The organism is Massilia sp. YIM B02769, from assembly GCF_030411995.1.
GTDB lineage: Bacteria > Pseudomonadota > Gammaproteobacteria > Burkholderiales > Burkholderiaceae_D > Telluria.
In genome coordinates, this window is sequence record NZ_JASNRC010000006.1 from 321,063 (window position 1) to 337,582 (window position 16,520).

The window sequence follows — 16,520 nt, forward strand, 5'->3', positions numbered from 1 at the left end:
CAGCGCCACGCGCACTTTGATCCATTCGGAGTCGTCTCCCTTTGCTGCGCTCAGCCCTCTCCCTCTATAGGGCAGCATTTCGGTCGGAATAATCCTACATTCCTACCCACTCTCCTACCTACACATTCAGCCATTGCTGATACCACTGCCGGACTCGTGTTGGCATACTGAATCCAGCGTTTCGACTTGCTTGCGATCACCTTTCTCTCCGTAAGCCAGCCTGCCGCTTTTCGGAATTCCTATTGAAGCACCGGTGCGGCCCTCGTCCGCGGCCCCACCCGAAAGCCTTCTTCACTGGAGATGAGCATGCAGTCCCAGCAAACGACAGATCCTCGTACCACCAGCACGTCGACCATGCACACCACGCCGATGGAGGCCGGCCGCCAGCGCCAGGGCCGCCTGTGGTCCAACCTGAAGGAAGTCTGCGACCTGCTCCACATTCCGGCCGCGGTCTCGGTCAACTCGGAAGAGTTGCTGTTCCAGCACGTGCAGTTCAAGACCGGCCAGCGCGTCCACACCATCGGCCAGGCCTTCGACACCCTGTACATCGTCAACTCCGGCTTCCTGAAAACCGTCCTCATCGACGAATTCGGCAACGAGCAGGTGCTGAGCTTCCCGATGAAGGGCGACATGCTGGGCGTCGACGGCATCCATACCCGCCACTACGCCTCCGAGGCCGTGGCCCTGTCCGACTGCGACCTGATCCTGCTGCCGTTCAAGAAACTGACCGCCCTCGGCCGGGTCCACATGGAACTCGAAAACCTGATGTACGGCGTGATGAGCCGCGAGCTGGTGCGCGAACAAGCCATGATCGGCATGCTCGGCGCCCTGTCGGCCGAGGCCCGCGTGGCCCGCTTCCTGGTGTCGCTGGCCGACCGCTTCGCCGCCATGGGTTACTCGAGCAAGTTGTTCAACCTGCGCATGACGCGTCACGAAATCGGCAGCTACCTCGGCCTGACCCTGGAAACCGTCAGCCGCACCCTGTCGGCATTCAACGAAATCGGCCTGATCACCGTCGACCAGCGCACCATCGGCATCAAGGACGCCGAAGCCCTGAAGACCCTGCGCCGCCTGCCGCCCTCGCGCTCGCGCACCAAAGCCACCGGCGCCAAGAAGGCCGAGCTGGATGCGGCCGGCGACGACCAGATGCTGGCCACCGCCTGATGTGCCGTACCGGGCCGGGCCCGGATGTTGTAGGAGTGCAGGAATCGGCTCCGATGCGGCTTTCTCAGGACGAGAGTGCCTTATCGGAGCCGGTTTCGTTGACAACCGTGTCTGCGCCGTAGCGGCGCACAGCTGATCTCTTACTGGTCGCGCGACAGCACGCCGTCGTTCACGCGCACCGCGTCGCCGGCGCGGAAGCCCGGGTCGTTGTCGTACTGCAGGGTTTGCGTCGCGCCATTGCCCGAGTAACGCACCACGACTTCGTAGCGCGCGTTGCGGTGGGCATTCTGGTCGATATTCCGTCCCACCACCGCGCCGCCGATGGCGCCGGCCGCCGTTGCCGCCGTGCGTCCGCTGCCGCTGCCGACCTGGTTGCCCAGCAAGCCGCCGATGACGGCGCCGCCGACCGTACCCAGGGCGCCGGAGCCCTTGTTCTCGACCACGTTCACCGCTTCCACGGTGGCGCAGTTGGTGCAGTAGCGCGCCGCGCGTGGGGCATTGGTCGAGCGTCCGTCGCTGGCCAGGTTGCGCTGGGCCACCGGCGGCGCGCCGTCGCGCACCAGGGTTTCGCGCAGCACGTCGCTGGCCACGCGGTCGCCCACGCGCAGGTCGGCCGTCACTCGGCTGCCGTTGCGGATGCGGTCGTGGGTGCCGATCGTGTAGGTGCCGGCGTACTGGCCGCGGTCGAGCTCGTGCAGGCGCAGGTTGCGGGTGGCGCCGTCGATCTTCACCGTGGCGTTGCCGCCCGGCGTGCCGTACAAATTGAAATGCAGTTCCACGCCGGGCGCGATGCGGCGCACTTCCTCGACGTCGAAGCCGCGGATGTCGGGCGCGGGCATGCGGTCGCGCGCATATTGTTGCGCCTGTGCGCTCATGGGCGCCAGGGTCAGCGGGCCGAGCGGCAGCAGTGCACACAGCAGGCTGCAGATTGTCTTGCGTGCTTTCATGTTCACCTCCTCTGGATGGGTCGATATGGACCCGGGGCATGGAATGAAAGTACGCCTGTGCCGCCGCAGCCACCGTGCGCTAACGTACGGTGCAGACAAGCACAGCAGTAAAGCCCGGCTGCCACGGCCGGCGGCCGGCCTACATCTGCCGGAACTGGTGGGCGTAGACCGGGCTGACGCGCAGCTTTTCCGGCCGGTTGCGCAGGCCCAGCACCACCTTGCCCGCCGTGTCGCGCCCCGCATGCGCCACGCAGCGCAGGTTCACCACCGTGCTGCGGCTGACCTGCTGGAAACAGGCCGGGTCGAGCTGGGGCAACAGCTCCTTCAGCGGCAGCCGGATCAGCGCCTCGCTGTCGGCGGTGGCGACGTTCACGTACTTGTCGAGCGCCTGGAAGAACACCACCTCGTCCACCGGGATCATGCGCACCAGGTTGCCGACGGCGGCGCGGATGGTCGTCAGGCGTTCCTGCGTCCTTGGTGTGATTGATTGCGCCGGCAGCAGCGCCTGCAACTGGCCGACCAGCCCGGCCAGGCCGCCGTCGGCGGCGCGGCTTGCGCACAGCGTCCGCAGGCGCTCGACGGTGCGCAGCAGGCGCGCGTCGCTCACCGGCTTCAATACGTAGTCGGCGGCGGCCTGCTCGAAGGCCTGCACTGCGTACTCGTCGTAGGCGGTGACGAAGACCACGTGCGGGAAGGGCGTGCCGTCGTCCCAGCGCTCGGCCAGCTCCTCGGCCGCCTCGAGCCCGCTCTGGCCGGGCATCTTGATATCGAAAAACAGGATGTCGGGCCGCAGCGCCAGCGCCTGCTCGACCGCGGCGACGCCGTTCGGCGCCGTGCCGGCGATCTCCAGTTCCGGCCACAGCCGCTGCAGGCTGGCCGCCAGCACCGCGGCCAGGATCGGTTCGTCTTCGGCAATCAGGGCGCGGATGGACATGGGTTCTCCAGGGGTAAGGTCAGTCGGACGATGGTGCCTTGCGGCTGCGCCGGCGCCAGCAGCACGGCGGCGCGTTCGCCGTACAGGGCATGCAGGCGTTCGCGGGTGGTGGCCACGCCTACCCCGCCGCCGGCGCGGCTTGCGGCGGTGTTTGCGGAAAGGCCGAGCCCACTGTCGCGCACGGCAATGTCGAGCAGGCCGTCGTGGGCGCTGGCTTCGATCAGGATCTCGCCGCCCTCGATCTTCGGCTCCAGCCCGTGCACGATGGCGTTCTCGACCAGGGGCTGCAGCAACAGCGGCGGCAGGCGCGCATTGCGCAAGCCGGGCGGCAAGTCGAGCCGATACGCAAGACGCGCACCCATACGCACAGCCATCAGGCCGAGATAGGCCTCCATGGCGGCAAATTCCTGTTCCAGGCTGGTGCTGTCGGCGCGGGTGGCGCCGAGCGTGGCGCGCAAGTATTGGATCAATTGATCGAGCATGCGGCTGGCGCGTTCCGGGTCCAGGGCAATCAGTCCCTGCAGGTTCGCCAGGGTATTGAACAGCATGTGTGGCTCGATCTGGGCTTGCAGCAGCCGCAGTTGCGCCTGCAGGGCCTGGCGCTCGACGACCTCGGCGCGCAAGCGCGCTTCCTGGTGTTCGCGCCGGATGCGTGCCACGCGCTCGCGGTACTCGACCAGCAAGGTCATCGTGCACATGCCGAGGAAGGTGAACAACACCATGCTGAGGCGGCCGGTCGACGGGTAGTCGGCCAGCGAAGGCACCTGGTGACCGAGGAAAAACGCGCCGACGTGGATGCCGGCGAAATGGCCGATCAGCGACGCCAGCAGCATCAGGCCGAGGAAAGCCAGCCACTGGTGGGCAGGCCGTTGCGGCTGCGGCCAGACCAGCAGGCGCGCCAGGTCGACCATCGCGAAGGCGATCAGGCCGATCCACACCGAATACACCAGCTGTTCATACAGCGATTCCGGATAGCCGGTGGCCAGCGTGATCAGCAGGCCCGCCAGCAGGCTGACCGGCAGTGCGACGCGCAGGTCGGCCAGCAGGCGCCGCGGCACCGATGGCGTGGATGGCGCTGGCGCCCCCGCGGCAGGAAGAAGGATGGTGGACATCGGCGTTTGTCTGGTTGGCAACAGGTCCAGCCATTCTGCCGAGCCGCGCCGGCGCCGGCAAGCCGCTTGCGACGAAAGCCGCCTGGCGGGGAGCGAAAACCGCCTAAGTGGGAGCGAGAGCGGGAGCGAGATCGGACAGTAAAGCGTGCGACACCTAGCGGATCGCGTGCACCGCTTCGCCCGAGGTCACGAAAATGGCGTCGCCCGCCTCGCGCGTCACCACGTGCCCGCCGGTGAAGGAACCGAAGGAAGGCAGGATCATGCGCTGCGAACCGACCACGAAGCACGGCAGGCGCAGCGCGTCGAAGCGGGTGGCCAGCACCCAGGCCGGGTGCACGTGGCCTGCCAGTGCGTAGCCCCCGGTGTCGAGGTCGGGATGGTGGCAGAACGCGAACGGGCCGACCGCATGCGGTTCGTCGACCAGCTCGATCCCGAGCGCGGCGGCCGGGTCGCCGGCATGCCTGTCGTGGTTGCCGCGCACCAGGGTCAGGCGCAGTTCCGGACGCGTGTGGCGCCAGGCCAGCATCGCCCCCTGTGTCGAGGACGCGTGGGCCGCGCGCGCATGCAGGAAGTCGCCGAGGAACATCACGTGGCGCGCGCCGTGCTGCCGGACCAGGGCGTCGAGCCCGAGCAGGTTCTCGGTGGTGGTCCCGCGCGGCACCGGGATGCCCTGGGCGCGGAACGAGGCCGCCTTGCCGAAGTGGATATCGGCGATGATCAGCATCGCCTCGGCCGGCCAGTACACCGCCTTTTCCGGCAACAGCAACAAGCGCTCACCCGCAACCACCACTTCCGTCATACCGCCGCCGCCTTTTCCAGTTCCCGCACCATGCGCGCCACGCGGTCGTTGAGCTTTTCGGTGCTCACCTTTTCGCGGAAGCGCTCGACCATCAGCGCAAAGCCGAAGGGCGTGGCGCGCTTGACCACACGATACGCCACTTTGCGCGCATGCAGCTCCTCGAGCGTGTCGCGCAGGCGTTTGAGTTCCAGCTCCTGTTCCAGCACCTCGCGCTGGGCCTGCGTCAGCAGCAAATTGCCGGCATCGTGCTTGCGGAAGACCTCGAAGAACAGCGACGACGAGGCCTGCACCTGGCGGTTCGATTTCGGCTGGCCCGGATAGCCCTGGAACACCAGCCCGGCGATGCGCGCCACCTCGCGGAAGCGCTGCTGCGACAACTGGGTCGCGTTCAGGCTGGCCAGCACGTCTTCCAGCAGGTGCGCGGTATCGAACAGCGGCACCTCGAGCCCGGTGGCGCCGGCAAACATGCTCGCCCAGTCCACCGGCTCCGGCGCCATCAATTCGAAGCCGTAGTCGTTCACCGCGATCGAGAAGGTGATCGGCTGCACGCGCCCGATGCGCCAGGCGAACAGCGAGGCCAGGCCCATGTGCACCGAGCGCCCCGCGAACGGGTACACGAACAAGTGCCAGCCCTCGCGGCTCTTCATCGATTCCAGCACCAGGGTATCGATGGTGGGCAGCGCCGACCACTTCTGCTGGATCTCGACCAGCGGCCGGATCGCCTGCATTTCCGGCCCCTCGAAGCGCCCCGCCTCGGCCTGGCGCAGCTGCTCGAGCGCGGCGTGGGCCAGCTCGGACGACATCGGCATCTTGGCGCCCTGCCAGCGCGCGATCGCGCCGCGCGAGCCGGTGGCGCGCTTCACGAAGGCGGTCATCTCGTGCACGCGGATGAATTCCAGGATGCGCCCGCCGAACAGGAAGTGGTCGCCCTGCTTCAGGCGCGAGATGAAGGACTCTTCCATGCTGCCGATGCGCCCGCCGCTGACGTACTTCACCTGGATCGTGGCGTCCGAGACGATGGTGCCGATGCCCATGCGGTGGCGGCGGCCGATGCCGACGTCGGGCACGCGGTAGATACCTTCCTCGTCCGGCAGCACGCGCCGGTATTCCGGGTACACGGTCAGGCTCTGGCCGCCGCGCGCCACGAAGTCGAGCGCCCACTGCCATTCCTCCTCATCCAGCTCGCGGTAAGACCAGGCGCGCCTGACTTCCTCGAACAGCTCGGCGGAACGGAAGCCGCCGCCCAGCGCGACCGTCACCAGGTGCTGCACCAGCACGTCGAAAGGCTTGTTCGGCACGTAACGGCCTTCGATGCGGCGCTGGGCCACAGCCACCTTGGCGGCGGCGGCCTCCAGGATTTCCATGCTGTTGGTCGGCACCAGGGTCACGCGCGAGACCCGCCCCGGCGCGTGGCCGCTGCGCCCGGCGCGCTGCAGCAGGCGCGCAATCCCCTTCGCACTGCCGACCTGCAGCACGCGCTCGACCGGCAGGAAGTCCACGCCCAGGTCGAGGCTGGCGGTGCAGATCACGGCCTTCAGCTCGCCCTTTTTCAGGCCCATCTCGACCCAGTCGCGCACCTCGCGCGCCAGCGAGCCGTGGTGCAGCGCGATCACGCCGGCCCAGTCGGGCCGCGCTTCCAGGATGTTCTGGTACCAGATCTCGGACTGCGCGCGCGTGTTGGTGAAGACCAGGGTCGCATCGTAATGCTCGATCTCGTCGATCACGGGCTTCAGCATCTGCAGCCCCAGGTGGCCGCCCCAGGGGAAGCGCGACACGTCCTTCGGGATCAGGGAGTCGACCACGATCTGCTTCTTGGTGTCGCCTTCGACCAGCACTCCCGAATTTTCTCCACCTTCGCCGCCGAGCAGCACCTGGCGCGCCAGGTCCAGGTCGCCCATGGTCGCCGAGACGCCCCAGATCACAAGTCCGGGCCGCCAGGTACGCAGGCGCGCCAGCGCCAGCTGCACCTGTACGCCGCGCTTGCTGGCCATCAGCTCGTGCCACTCGTCGATGACGATCATGTCGAGGTGCTTGAACTGCTCCTGGGCCGCCGCATGCGACAGCAGCAGCGATAGGCTTTCCGGCGTCGTGACCAGGGCCGACGGCCAGCTGCGCGACTGGCGCGCCCGCTCGGCCGAGCCGGTGTCGCCGGTGCGTGCGCCGACAGTCCAGTCGGGCGCCAGCTGGGCCGCCGATTCTTCCAGCGCGCGCTGGGTATCGGCGGCCAGGGCGCGCATCGGCGTGATCCACAGGGTGCGCAGGCCGGTCATCCTTCCCTTGGTCAGGGAGCCGCGCTGCAAGGCCGCGAGCCAGACCGCAAAGGTTTTACCGGCGCCAGTGTTCGCGTGCAGCAGGCCGGATTGGCCGGCCAGCGCCGCATCCCACACCGCCTTCTGGAAGGGAAAAGGCTTCCAGCCGCGCGCGTCGAACCACGCCTTGACGTCTTTTTTACTTGGCCCGCTCATGCACCCGCGGCGGCCAGCAGGCCCTTCAAGGTATCGAGGGTATCGGCATCCTCGACGGTCTTGTCGTCGCGCCGGCGCAGGATACGCGGGAAGCGCACCGCGATCCCCGCCTTGTGCCGGCTCGACAAGGCGATGCCCTCGAAGCCGATCTCGAACACCATGGTCGGCTTCACCGAGCGCACCGGCCCGAACTTCTCGATCGTGGTCTTGCGGATCGCATTGTCCACCTGGGCGATCTCGGCATCCGTGAGCCCGGAATAGGCTTTCGCGAACGGCACCAGGCGGCGCTCGCCCTTGCCTTCCTCATCGTCCCAGACCGCGAAGGTGTAGTCGGTATAGAGCGAGGCGCGCCGGCCATGCCCGGCCTGGGCATAGATCAGCACCGCGTCCACCGAGTAGGGATCGACCTTCCACTTCCACCAGGTGCCGACATCCTTGGTGCGGCCCACGCCGTACTGGGCGCTGCGGGCCTTGACCATCATACCCTCGACGCCGCGCGCACGCGATTCGGCGCGCAGCTCGGCCAGCGCTTCCCAGTCGCCGGCATGGACCACCGGCGAGACCTTCAGTTGCTCCTGGTCGACCGCGCCGACCAGGGTTTCCAGCAGCGTACGGCGTTCAATCTGGGGCAGCGCGCGCAGGTCGACGCCGTCGAGTTCCAGCAGGTCGTAGCAGACCAGCACCGCCGGCAGCTCGGCCAGCAGCTTGGCGGATAGCGTCTTGCGGCCGATGCGGCGCTGCAGTTCGGCGAACGGCGCCGGCAGGTCATTGGCATGGTCCCAGACCAGCACTTCGCCGTCGACCACGGTGCCTTCGGGCAGGCGCACCGCGCAGAGTTCGGGAAAGCGCTCCGAGATCAGGTCTTCGCCACGCGACCACAGGTAGTTCTGGCCGCCGCGCCGCACCAGCTGGGCGCGGATGCCGTCGTACTTCCATTCGACCTGCCAATCGCTCAGCGCGCCCAGCGCGGCCGGATCGCCCTGCAGCTGGTGCGCCAGGAAGAAGGGATAAGGCTGGCCGCCGCGCAGCTTGTGTTCTTCGTCGGACTGGGCCGCGATCAGTTGCAGGAACTTGGTGGCGGTCGGGCGCACGCTGCCGTCGGTCCAGCCCATCAGGCGCTGGGCCACGAGTTTGCTGTCGACGGCGGCGATGTTCGCCAGTGCGCGCGTCACCAGCAGCTTCGAGACGCCGACGCGGAAACCGCCGCCGATCAGTTTGCAGAACAGGAAGCGTTCGCGCGTATCGAGCTCGTTCCAGTAGCTGAACAGGGCCGCGCGGATGACGTCCGGGTCGGCACCGCGCAAGGGGCCGATGCGCTCGGTCATCCATTCGGCAAGACCCACGTCGCTCTGCTTTTCCGGCGGCGGCAGGATCAGGGCAATAGTCTCGGCCATGTCGCCGACCGCGTGATAGGACTCGTCGAACAGCCATTCGTCGAGCACCGCGTATTCGATGGCGAACTGGCGCAGCAGCTTGGTCGGCACGGCTTGCCTTGGCTTGCCGCCGGCCAGGAAGTAGACCGCCCAGGCGGCGTTCTCCGGCGACGCCGTCGAAAAATACTGCTGCAGGGCTTCCAGCTTGCGGTTGGTGGCGGTGGTTTCGTCGAGTTCGGCGTAGAGGCGGGCGAATTCACGCATCGCGCGCCTCCTGCGGCTCCGCGTCCGCTGCTTCAGTGGCCTTAGTGGCCTCAGTGGCTTCCTTCGCCTCGGCCGGCTGCGGCGGGATCGCCACGTCGTCATCGTCGTCGCCGTATTCGGTGTCGAAGCCGTGCGCATCCAGGCCCTGCTGGCACAGCCATTTCACCAGCACCGGGATCGAGCCGTGGGTAACGATCACGCGCCCGGCGCCGGTGGCGGCAATGGCCTGCATCAGCCCCGGCCAGTCGGCGTGATCGGACAGCACGAAACCGCGGTCGACGCCACGTCGGCGGCGCGCGCCACGCAACTGCATCCAGCCGCTGGCAAAGGCGTCGCTGTAGTCGCCGAAGCGCTTCATCCAGGGCGAACCGGAGGCGGACGGCGGCGCCACCACGATCGATTGTTTCAGGTCGGCTTTCGACACGTCGCTGACCATCAGCGTCGGCGGCAGTTCGATCCCGCCTTCGCGGTAGACGCGGTTCAGCGGCTCGACCGCGCCATGGCAGACGATCGGCCCGATGGCCGGGTCGAGGCCGGACAGGATGCGCTGGGCCTTGCCGAAGGAATAGCCGAACACCACGCTGCAGCGGCCCTCTTCCGCGTTCTTGCGCCACCAGCGGTTCATGTCGTCGAAGATGGATTGTTCGGGCGCCCAGCGGTAGATCGGCAAACCAAACGTGGATTCGGTGATGAAGGTGTGGCAGCGCACGGGTTCGAATGCTGCGCAGGTCTTGTCGGGTTCGATCTTGTAGTCGCCCGAGGCGACCCAGACTTCACCGCCGTATTCCATGCGCACCTGGGCCGAACCCAGCACGTGGCCGGCCGGGTGCAGCGAGATGGTGACGCCGTTGTGGACCACGGTCTCGCCGTATTCCAGCCCGTCGACGGAGATCTCGCCCAGGCGCGAGCGCAGCACGTGCACGCCGCTGGCGGCGGTGAGGTAGCGTCCATGGCCATAGCGCGCGTGGTCGCCGTGTGCATGCGTGATCACGGCCCGGTCCACCGGCCGCCAGGGGTCGATGTAGAACCCGCCCGGTACACAGTACAGGCCTTCCTTGCGTACCACCACCATATCTGCTGCCATGCGTCTCCTTCGCGGCTCTTTCGATAAAATTTTTACAACGGTTTCACGAAGTCTGCCATAAAGCTCCGATGCTCGCCGTCCGGGAAGTCGATGCCGACCTGGTCGCCCGCCACGGAGCTGACGACGCCTTCGCCGTACTTGGCCACGGTCACGCGCATGCCGGCTTCGAAGTGCGGGCCGGCCGGCTCCGGCTCGGGTTCGTGGCTGAACTCGTCGTCGCGGATCTCGATGTCTTCCAGCGCGGCTGCCGGCGGATTCAGGCAGTTATCGCAGCGGCAGCACTTCTCGAAGCCCTCGACTTCGTCGTTGAAGTAGTCGAGCAGCAGCTTCCAGCGGCAGAAGCCGCTCACCGCATAGCCCACCATCTTTTCCAGGGCTTCGCGGTCGTGGTCCTGCTTCTGGATATAGACTTGGGCCAGCTGCTCGAAGGTCACGGCCTTCGGTTCGGCGTTTGTCACCACGAATTCCAGCTTGCGGTTCTGGCGCACCAGCTTGCCGTCCTTCAGCAGCTTGAGGCAGACCTTGATCTTGGCTTCGTTCAGGTCGACCAGCCTGTCCTCGATGCGCTCGGTGGTCACCGGCCCCGCTTCCGCCAGCTCGCAGGCGGCGTCGTAGACCGAACGGATCTCGGCCGCATCCGGGTAATGCTTCACGAGGAAGAACTGCTGCAGGCGCTTGTCGTCCTGCAGGAACAGCAGCGTGCACTGGGCGTCCTTGCCGTCGCGGCCGGCGCGGCCCGACTCCTGGTAGTAGGACTCGAGGTTGGCCGGAATCTGCAGGTGCACCACGAAGCGCGTGTCCGCTTTGTCGATGCCCATGCCGAAGGCATTCGTCGCCACCATGATGCGGCGCTCGTCGTTCATGAACAAATCCTGGTTGGCGCGCCGCTCGGCGGCCGGCAGCTTGCCATGGTAAATCGTCACCGATTCGCCGGCTTCTTCGAGGATGCGGTGCATTTCCTCGGCCGCTTTCACGGTCGCGGCATACACGATGCCCACGCCTTCGGTCTCGGCCACCAGGCGCCGCGCTTCGGCGAACTTGTCGGCCAGGCTGGTCACCTGGTGCACGCGGTACTCCAGGTTGGGGCGGTAGATGCCGGTGTTGATGACCTTCATGCGCGGCCGGTTCAGCTGGCGGCCGATGTCGTCCATCACCTCGTCGGTGGCGGTGGCGGTCAGGGCCAGCACGGTCGGGTTGCCGATGGCCGCGATCGCCGCCGCCATCTCGATGTAGGCCGGGCGGAAATCGTGGCCCCATTGGGAAATGCAATGGGCTTCGTCGATGGCCACCAGGGTGACGGTGGTTTGCTTCAGCACCTCGATGAATTCGGGCGAGGTCAGGCGTTCGGGCGTGCAGAACACGATTTCGCAGGTGCCGCCGCTGATCGACGCCAGGGCCTGGTGCTCTTCCTCGGCATTCAGGCTGCTGTTGACCTGGCAGGCGCGCACGCCCAGCTCATCGAGCTTTTCCAGCTGGTCTTTCATCAGCGAGATCAGGGGCGAGACCACCACCGTGGTGCCGCCCAGCATGCGGGCGGGAATCTGGTAACACAGCGACTTGCCGCCGCCGGTAGGCATGATCGCCAGCGTGTCCTTGCCGTCCAGGACACTGTCGATCACGCGTTGCTGCCCTTCGCGCAGCTGTTCGATACCGAACACGGAGCGCAGCAGCTTGCGAATGGAATTGCGGCGCACCGCGAGGAGGCCGTTATGGAGAAGTTTGGGTTCGTGTCGGGTCATGATGGAGGCTAATGTAAGCCTCCATACTCAGCCGAGCTATAGGATGCACGCCATCGACTGTGTAGGAGTGCCGCTGTCGGCGCCGCCGCGCATGGGTTAACGCTGCCACGGCGACAAGGCCACAAGGCTTTTTCCTACACAACGGCGGAGTTCCCGCCGATGCCGCAACATCGGCCGGATGTCTAAGATGGCAGCATACACCAACAAAACACGTAGCACCGCCCCGGAGAACGATCATGATGCGCTCAATCCCTACCACCCTGACTGCACTGCAACTTGCCCTCGCCAGTGCAGCCGCCTGGCTGCTCTACGAGACCAATGCGCTGCAGGGCGCGGCCTTCATGATGTTCCACTGATTCCAGATCACGGCTGAATACTTGCCTGCGTGGCAAGTTCGATAGCCTATTTTACCCAGCCGCGGACGACATCCGCGCACGATAGAGCAAGCGCCGTACCACTGACGTGGAACGGCGCTTTTTGTTGGGTATGGTGATGCGGCTTTTCCTAGAAATCCTTGTCACCGAGCGGCCAGTCCGCAGGCTCGATATATTTGCCCTTTGCGCTGTCGAATGCCAGTGTCCATTCTTTCGCCAATTCTTCGCCGTTGCTGGTGCCGGTCACCGCGACGAGCAGATGGTAGAACTCGGCATTTTCCGGAACATCGCTGACACGCACGGTCGAGGCCATCGATGACGACTTCCCTTCGCAATCCCCGCATGCACCCGTATTGTCATAAGCGGTCGGTAGCCCACCGACCTCCTGAACGACGCCGGCGCGATTTGCCAGGATAATCATCCGGCTGCCGCAATAACCCTGGTGGCAATCGCCGTATTCGCCACGCCAGCCCCAGTTATCGTTCGCTCCGAGCTCGGTCAAGAACCATTCGGATGGCGCGGTGCCCATGGTGCCCGCCTGGATGGTCGTCGATTTCGCAATGAATGCGGGCTTGCCATTTGTCTCGCCAACGATGAATGCACCGACCAGTCCTTGCATGGCGTGGGCGGTCATCATTTCGCCCTGCTGATCGATAGCCTGTCCATTTGCAATGGCATACAAACGCTTTCCGCTACCGAGCGTCTTGATGTCGAAGTGCGCGAGCTTCATGCAATACGGCATCCCTTCAAACCTGTATATCCAGCATCCATGTTCCGCTTCCTGCTTGCCGTAGACGTGATTCATCAAGCGCACGGCAGCGTCGCGCGCGTTGCCGGAAGCGAGCAGGTTCGGCGGAATGTCGCCGGGCGGCGGCGGCTTGGGATCCATCACGCCGGACCGGGCAACCGTGGACAGCAATTCCACCATGGGTGCGTGGCCGCTCAGTTCGACCAGCAGATCCCTGGTGTCCTCGGTATGCTGGGCGGTGTACTGGATCGTGGTTTTCCACGCCGGCCCGCTCGTATCGACGAGTTCAGGAAGCCGCTTGCTGTCCTGCAGGGATGTGAAAATCGGGTCGCCGACGATTTGATCGGCATTCGCCAGGGTAATCTCGAGCGCGGCCTCGCATGTGACCTTGCCGATTTTCTCGTCCTTGCTTGAAGTACGAATGGTCGTGACGGCGATCTGCATGCGCTTCTTGAGGCGATCGAGCAGCTCGGTGTTGCCCGCTGGGCCCGACAAGGCTTTTTCCAGCGTTTCCTCGACACCCTGTTTGACGAGGTCGATGGTGGACGGGTCAATGCAATTCGGCTGGGTTTTGCTGCATCCGGCGCAGAGCGTCGCAACAAGCACCAGCGCGATCACACTGCGTACATCACGTAATCCCAGGCCTGCCAATGGAGAAAAGGTTTTCATATAGAGATATATGCTAAAGATGCAACAGTTTAGCACTGCCGTATCCCGAAATATCTCTGCATGAAATGGAAAAACGCCATCGCAAGATTGGTCGCGATGGCGTTTTTGTTCTTGCTGCGGCCCCTCGGGGCCGTTTGATGCTTAAGCCGCTTTTTCCAGCGCCTCGGTCTCTTCCGTCGGCAAACGCATCAGGTAGTCGAACGACGCCAGCGAAGCCTTGGCGCCCTCGCCCACGGCGATGACGATCTGCTTGAACGGCACGGTGGTTACGTCACCGGCGGCAAACACGCCCGGGATCGAGGTTTCACCACGCACGTCGACTTCGATCTCGCCGTAAGGCGACAGTTCCAGCGTACCCTTCAGCCATTCGGCGTTCGGGATCAGGCCGATCTGGACGAACACGCCGGCCAGTTCGACGCGGTGGGTCTCGCCCGACACACGGTCCTTGTACGACAGGGCCGTCACCTTCTTGCCGTCGCCATGGATTTCCGTGGTTTGGGCGCTCTTGATCACGTTCACGTTCTTCAGGCTGTAGAGCTTGCGCTGCAGGACCGCGTCGGCGCGCAGTTCCGCGCCGTATTCGATCAGGGTCACGTGCTCGACGATACCGGCCAGGTCGATCGCCGCTTCGACGCCCGAGTTACCGCCGCCGATCACTGACACGCGCTTGCCCTTGAACAGCGGACCGTCGCAGTGCGGGCAGTAGGCCACGCCGTGGTTCTTGTACTCTTTTTCACCCGGCACGTTGATTTCGCGCCAGCGGGCGCCGGTCGAGAGAATCACCGACTTGGCCTTCAGCAGCGCGCCGGACTCGGTCGTGACCTCGAACAGCTTCTCGCCTTCGTTGCGCTCCAGCTTGGCGGCGCGCTGCAGATTCATGATGTCGACTTCGTACTGCTTGACGTGCTCTTCCAGCGAGACGGCGAACTTCGGTCCTTCGGTTTCTTTCACCGACACAAAGTTCTCGATCGCCAGGGTGTCCATCACCTGGCCGCCGAAACGGTCGGCCAGCACACCGGTACGGATGCCTTTGCGGGCCGAGTAGATGGCCGCTGCCGCGCCGGCAGGGCCGCCGCCGACGATCAGCACGTCGAAGGCTTCCTTCTTGCTCAGTTCTTCCGCTTTCTTGGCGCCGGCGCCGGTGTCGAGCTTGGCGAGGATTTCCTCGACGCTCATGCGGCCCTGGCCGAAGTGCTCGCCGTTCAGGAACATCATCGGCACTGCCAGGATCTGGCGTGCTTCGACTTCATCCTTGAACAGGCCGCCGTCGATGGTCGTGACCTTGATGCGCGGGTTGATGATCGACATCGAGTTCAGCGCCTGCACGACTTCCGGGCAGTTGTGGCACGACAGCGAAATGAAGGCTTCGAACACGAAGTCGCCCGGCAAATTCTTGATCTGCTCGATGACAGGCGCATCGAACTTGATCGGGTGGCCGCCTACCTGCAACAGGGCCAGCACCAGCGAGGTGAATTCATGACCCAGCGGAATGGCGGCGAACTCGATGCCGATATCGGTGCCGACGCGGTTGATGGCGAACGACGGTTTGCGCGTGGCATTGCCGTCTTCGCGGTAAGTAATCTTGGTGCCCAGGGAAGTGATTTCCTTGAGCAGCTCTTCCATTTCTCGCGCTTTTGGCGAGTCATCAAGCGATGCAACGATCTCAATCGGCTGCACCACTTTTTCCAAATAGGCTTGTAACTGCTTCTTGAGGGTTGCGTCCAGCATGGTGTTTTCCTTGGAAATACAGAGGGTTTTATTGGAAGCCCGCCGATCGGCGGGCTTCCGGTACTACTGATTTACTGCCAACTACGTACTGCTACTGCTTAGATCTTGCCGACCAGGTCCAGCGACGGGGTCAGGGTTTCTGCGCCTTCGGTCCACTTGGCTGGGCACACCTGGCCTGGGTGGGCGGCGACGTATTGGGCTGCCTTGACTTTGCGCATCAGTTCCGATGCGTCGCGGCCGATGCCGTTGTCGTGCACTTCCATGACCTTGATCTGGCCTTCTGGATTGATGACGAAGGTACCGCGCAGTGCCAGGCCTTCTTCTTCGATCATGACTTCGAAGTTACGTGCCAGGGTGCCGGTCGGGTCGCCGATCAGCGGGTAGTTCACTTTCTTGATGGCGTCCGAGGTGTCGTGCCATGCCTTGTGGGCGAAGTGGGTGTCGGTCGACACGCCGTAGACTTTCACGCCCAGCTTTTCGAATTCCGGCTGGAAGTCAGCCAGGTCTTCCAGTTCGGTCGGGCAGACGAAGGTGAAGTCGGCCGGGTAGAACATCAGGACGGACCAGGTACCTTTGAACTGCTCTTCGGTCAGATCGATGAATTTGCCAGCATGGTAAGCGGTGGCTTTGAACGGCTTGATCTCGGTGTTGATAAGGGACATGGAAGCTCCTGTTGTGGGTCAAATCAAAAATTGATGAAACGAAGTTTATGCTCTTGCTGTGCTTTTGTAAAATTAATTGATCAGATGAGTTCAATTGATTTTACCTATGATGCAGAGGTGACAAAGGATATCAGCCTCGCAAGTGCCGCGTAAGTGTGAGGGAAACGGGCGGGGTTTGCAACCGCCGCCCGATTTGGATTTTCAATGGCCCGGCTGTTCAGGGTCAGCAATGCAGGCCAGTCCACATGGTTTTGTACGGTGGGCACGCTGTGCCCACGCGGTTACGTGCATGGGCTGCGGCCTTGTGCGGTAAAGGGTCGCTCGCAGACCATGCTCCGGCCACGTTCAAATCGGGTTGCAGACTGGCGGATACGTTTCGAGCGGGACTTCACCGCCGATAGCTACCGCACGCGCACGTAACCGCGTGGGCACTTCGGTGTAGAGGCCCCCGGCCTCTA

Annotated in this window: 12 protein-coding genes; 1 reads left to right on the forward strand and 11 read right to left on the reverse strand. The window is 64.7% G+C overall.

Features of this window, described 5'->3' with window-relative positions:
• Nucleotides 1-369: 369 nt before the first annotated feature.
• The gene (locus tag QPK31_RS12165; protein WP_290423231.1) at nt 370-1,164 is read left to right on the forward strand and encodes a Crp/Fnr family transcriptional regulator; all 795 of its coding nucleotides are present in this window, start codon (nt 370-372) and stop codon (nt 1,162-1,164) included.
• A gap of 140 nt (nt 1,165-1,304) precedes the next feature.
• On the opposite strand, the gene QPK31_RS12170 is transcribed toward QPK31_RS12165, so the two are convergent.
• The 11 genes from QPK31_RS12170 to ahpC all read right to left on the reverse strand — a co-directional run bounded on the left by QPK31_RS12170 (nt 1,305) and on the right by ahpC (nt 16,062).
• Nucleotides 1,305-2,111, reverse strand: coding sequence for a glycine zipper 2TM domain-containing protein (locus tag QPK31_RS12170; protein ID WP_290423194.1), 807 nt, complete (start codon nt 2,109-2,111; stop codon nt 1,305-1,307).
• Between the two features lie 139 nt (nt 2,112-2,250).
• Nucleotides 2,251-3,045, reverse strand: coding sequence for a LytTR family DNA-binding domain-containing protein (locus QPK31_RS12175; protein ID WP_290423195.1), 795 nt, complete (start codon nt 3,043-3,045; stop codon nt 2,251-2,253).
• On the reverse strand, nt 3,027-4,157 hold the full coding sequence (locus tag QPK31_RS12180) for a sensor histidine kinase (protein ID WP_290423196.1): 1,131 nt from the start codon (nt 4,155-4,157) through the stop codon (nt 3,027-3,029). Before QPK31_RS12180 ends, QPK31_RS12175 begins: the two co-directional genes overlap by 19 nt.
• A 154-nt stretch (nt 4,158-4,311) precedes the next feature.
• Nucleotides 4,312-4,956, reverse strand: a complete 645-nt coding sequence (pdeM, locus tag QPK31_RS12185) for a ligase-associated DNA damage response endonuclease PdeM (protein ID WP_290423197.1) — start codon at nt 4,954-4,956, stop codon at nt 4,312-4,314.
• Nucleotides 4,953-7,421, reverse strand: a complete 2,469-nt coding sequence (locus QPK31_RS12190) for a ligase-associated DNA damage response DEXH box helicase (RefSeq protein WP_290423198.1) — start codon at nt 7,419-7,421, stop codon at nt 4,953-4,955. Before QPK31_RS12190 ends, pdeM begins: the two co-directional genes overlap by 4 nt.
• The gene (locus QPK31_RS12195) at nt 7,418-9,058 is read right to left on the reverse strand and encodes an ATP-dependent DNA ligase (protein ID WP_290423199.1); all 1,641 of its coding nucleotides are present in this window, start codon (nt 9,056-9,058) and stop codon (nt 7,418-7,420) included. The genes QPK31_RS12190 and QPK31_RS12195 overlap by 4 nt, the downstream gene beginning before the upstream one ends.
• Nucleotides 9,051-10,142, reverse strand: coding sequence for a ligase-associated DNA damage response exonuclease (locus tag QPK31_RS12200; RefSeq protein ID WP_290423200.1), 1,092 nt, complete (start codon nt 10,140-10,142; stop codon nt 9,051-9,053). Before QPK31_RS12200 ends, QPK31_RS12195 begins: the two co-directional genes overlap by 8 nt.
• Before the next feature lie 32 nt (nt 10,143-10,174).
• Complete coding sequence (locus QPK31_RS12205) at nt 10,175-11,836, reverse strand: ATP-dependent DNA helicase RecQ (protein ID WP_374045801.1); 1,662 nt, start codon at nt 11,834-11,836, stop codon at nt 10,175-10,177.
• A gap of 549 nt (nt 11,837-12,385) precedes the next feature.
• Complete coding sequence (locus QPK31_RS12210) at nt 12,386-13,672, reverse strand: hypothetical protein (RefSeq protein WP_290423202.1); 1,287 nt, start codon at nt 13,670-13,672, stop codon at nt 12,386-12,388.
• Between the two features lie 141 nt (nt 13,673-13,813).
• Nucleotides 13,814-15,400 (reverse strand): alkyl hydroperoxide reductase subunit F, encoded by a 1,587-nt coding sequence (ahpF, locus tag QPK31_RS12215; protein ID WP_290423203.1) that lies wholly within the window; start codon nt 15,398-15,400, stop codon nt 13,814-13,816.
• Between the two features lie 98 nt (nt 15,401-15,498).
• Nucleotides 15,499-16,062 carry an alkyl hydroperoxide reductase subunit C gene (gene ahpC, locus QPK31_RS12220; protein WP_229438895.1) on the reverse strand — a complete coding sequence of 188 codons (564 nt, stop codon included), beginning with the start codon at nt 16,060-16,062 and terminating at the stop codon, nt 15,499-15,501.
• Between the last annotated feature and the right edge of the window lie 458 nt (nt 16,063-16,520).

Excerpts from the sequence above, each read along its gene's own strand:
- QPK31_RS12165 (WP_290423231.1), top strand. The coding sequence starts at position 370 with ATGGAGGCCGGCCGCCAGCGCCAGGGCCGCCTGTGGTCCAACCTGAAG.
- QPK31_RS12170 (WP_290423194.1), bottom strand. The coding sequence starts at position 2,111 with ATGAAAGCACGCAAGACAATCTGCAGCCTGCTGTGTGCACTGCTGCCG.
- QPK31_RS12175 (WP_290423195.1), bottom strand. The coding sequence starts at position 3,045 with ATGTCCATCCGCGCCCTGATTGCCGAAGACGAACCGATCCTGGCCGCG.
- QPK31_RS12180 (WP_290423196.1), bottom strand. The coding sequence starts at position 4,157 with ATGTCCACCATCCTTCTTCCTGCCGCGGGGGCGCCAGCGCCATCCACG.
- pdeM (WP_290423197.1), bottom strand. The coding sequence starts at position 4,956 with ATGACGGAAGTGGTGGTTGCGGGTGAGCGCTTGTTGCTGTTGCCGGAA.
- QPK31_RS12190 (WP_290423198.1), bottom strand. The coding sequence starts at position 7,421 with ATGAGCGGGCCAAGTAAAAAAGACGTCAAGGCGTGGTTCGACGCGCGC.
- QPK31_RS12195 (WP_290423199.1), bottom strand. The coding sequence starts at position 9,058 with ATGCGTGAATTCGCCCGCCTCTACGCCGAACTCGACGAAACCACCGCC.
- QPK31_RS12200 (WP_290423200.1), bottom strand. The coding sequence starts at position 10,142 with ATGGCAGCAGATATGGTGGTGGTACGCAAGGAAGGCCTGTACTGTGTA.
- QPK31_RS12210 (WP_290423202.1), bottom strand. The coding sequence starts at position 13,672 with ATGAAAACCTTTTCTCCATTGGCAGGCCTGGGATTACGTGATGTACGC.
- ahpF (WP_290423203.1), bottom strand. The coding sequence starts at position 15,400 with ATGCTGGACGCAACCCTCAAGAAGCAGTTACAAGCCTATTTGGAAAAA.
- ahpC (WP_229438895.1), bottom strand. The coding sequence starts at position 16,062 with ATGTCCCTTATCAACACCGAGATCAAGCCGTTCAAAGCCACCGCTTAC.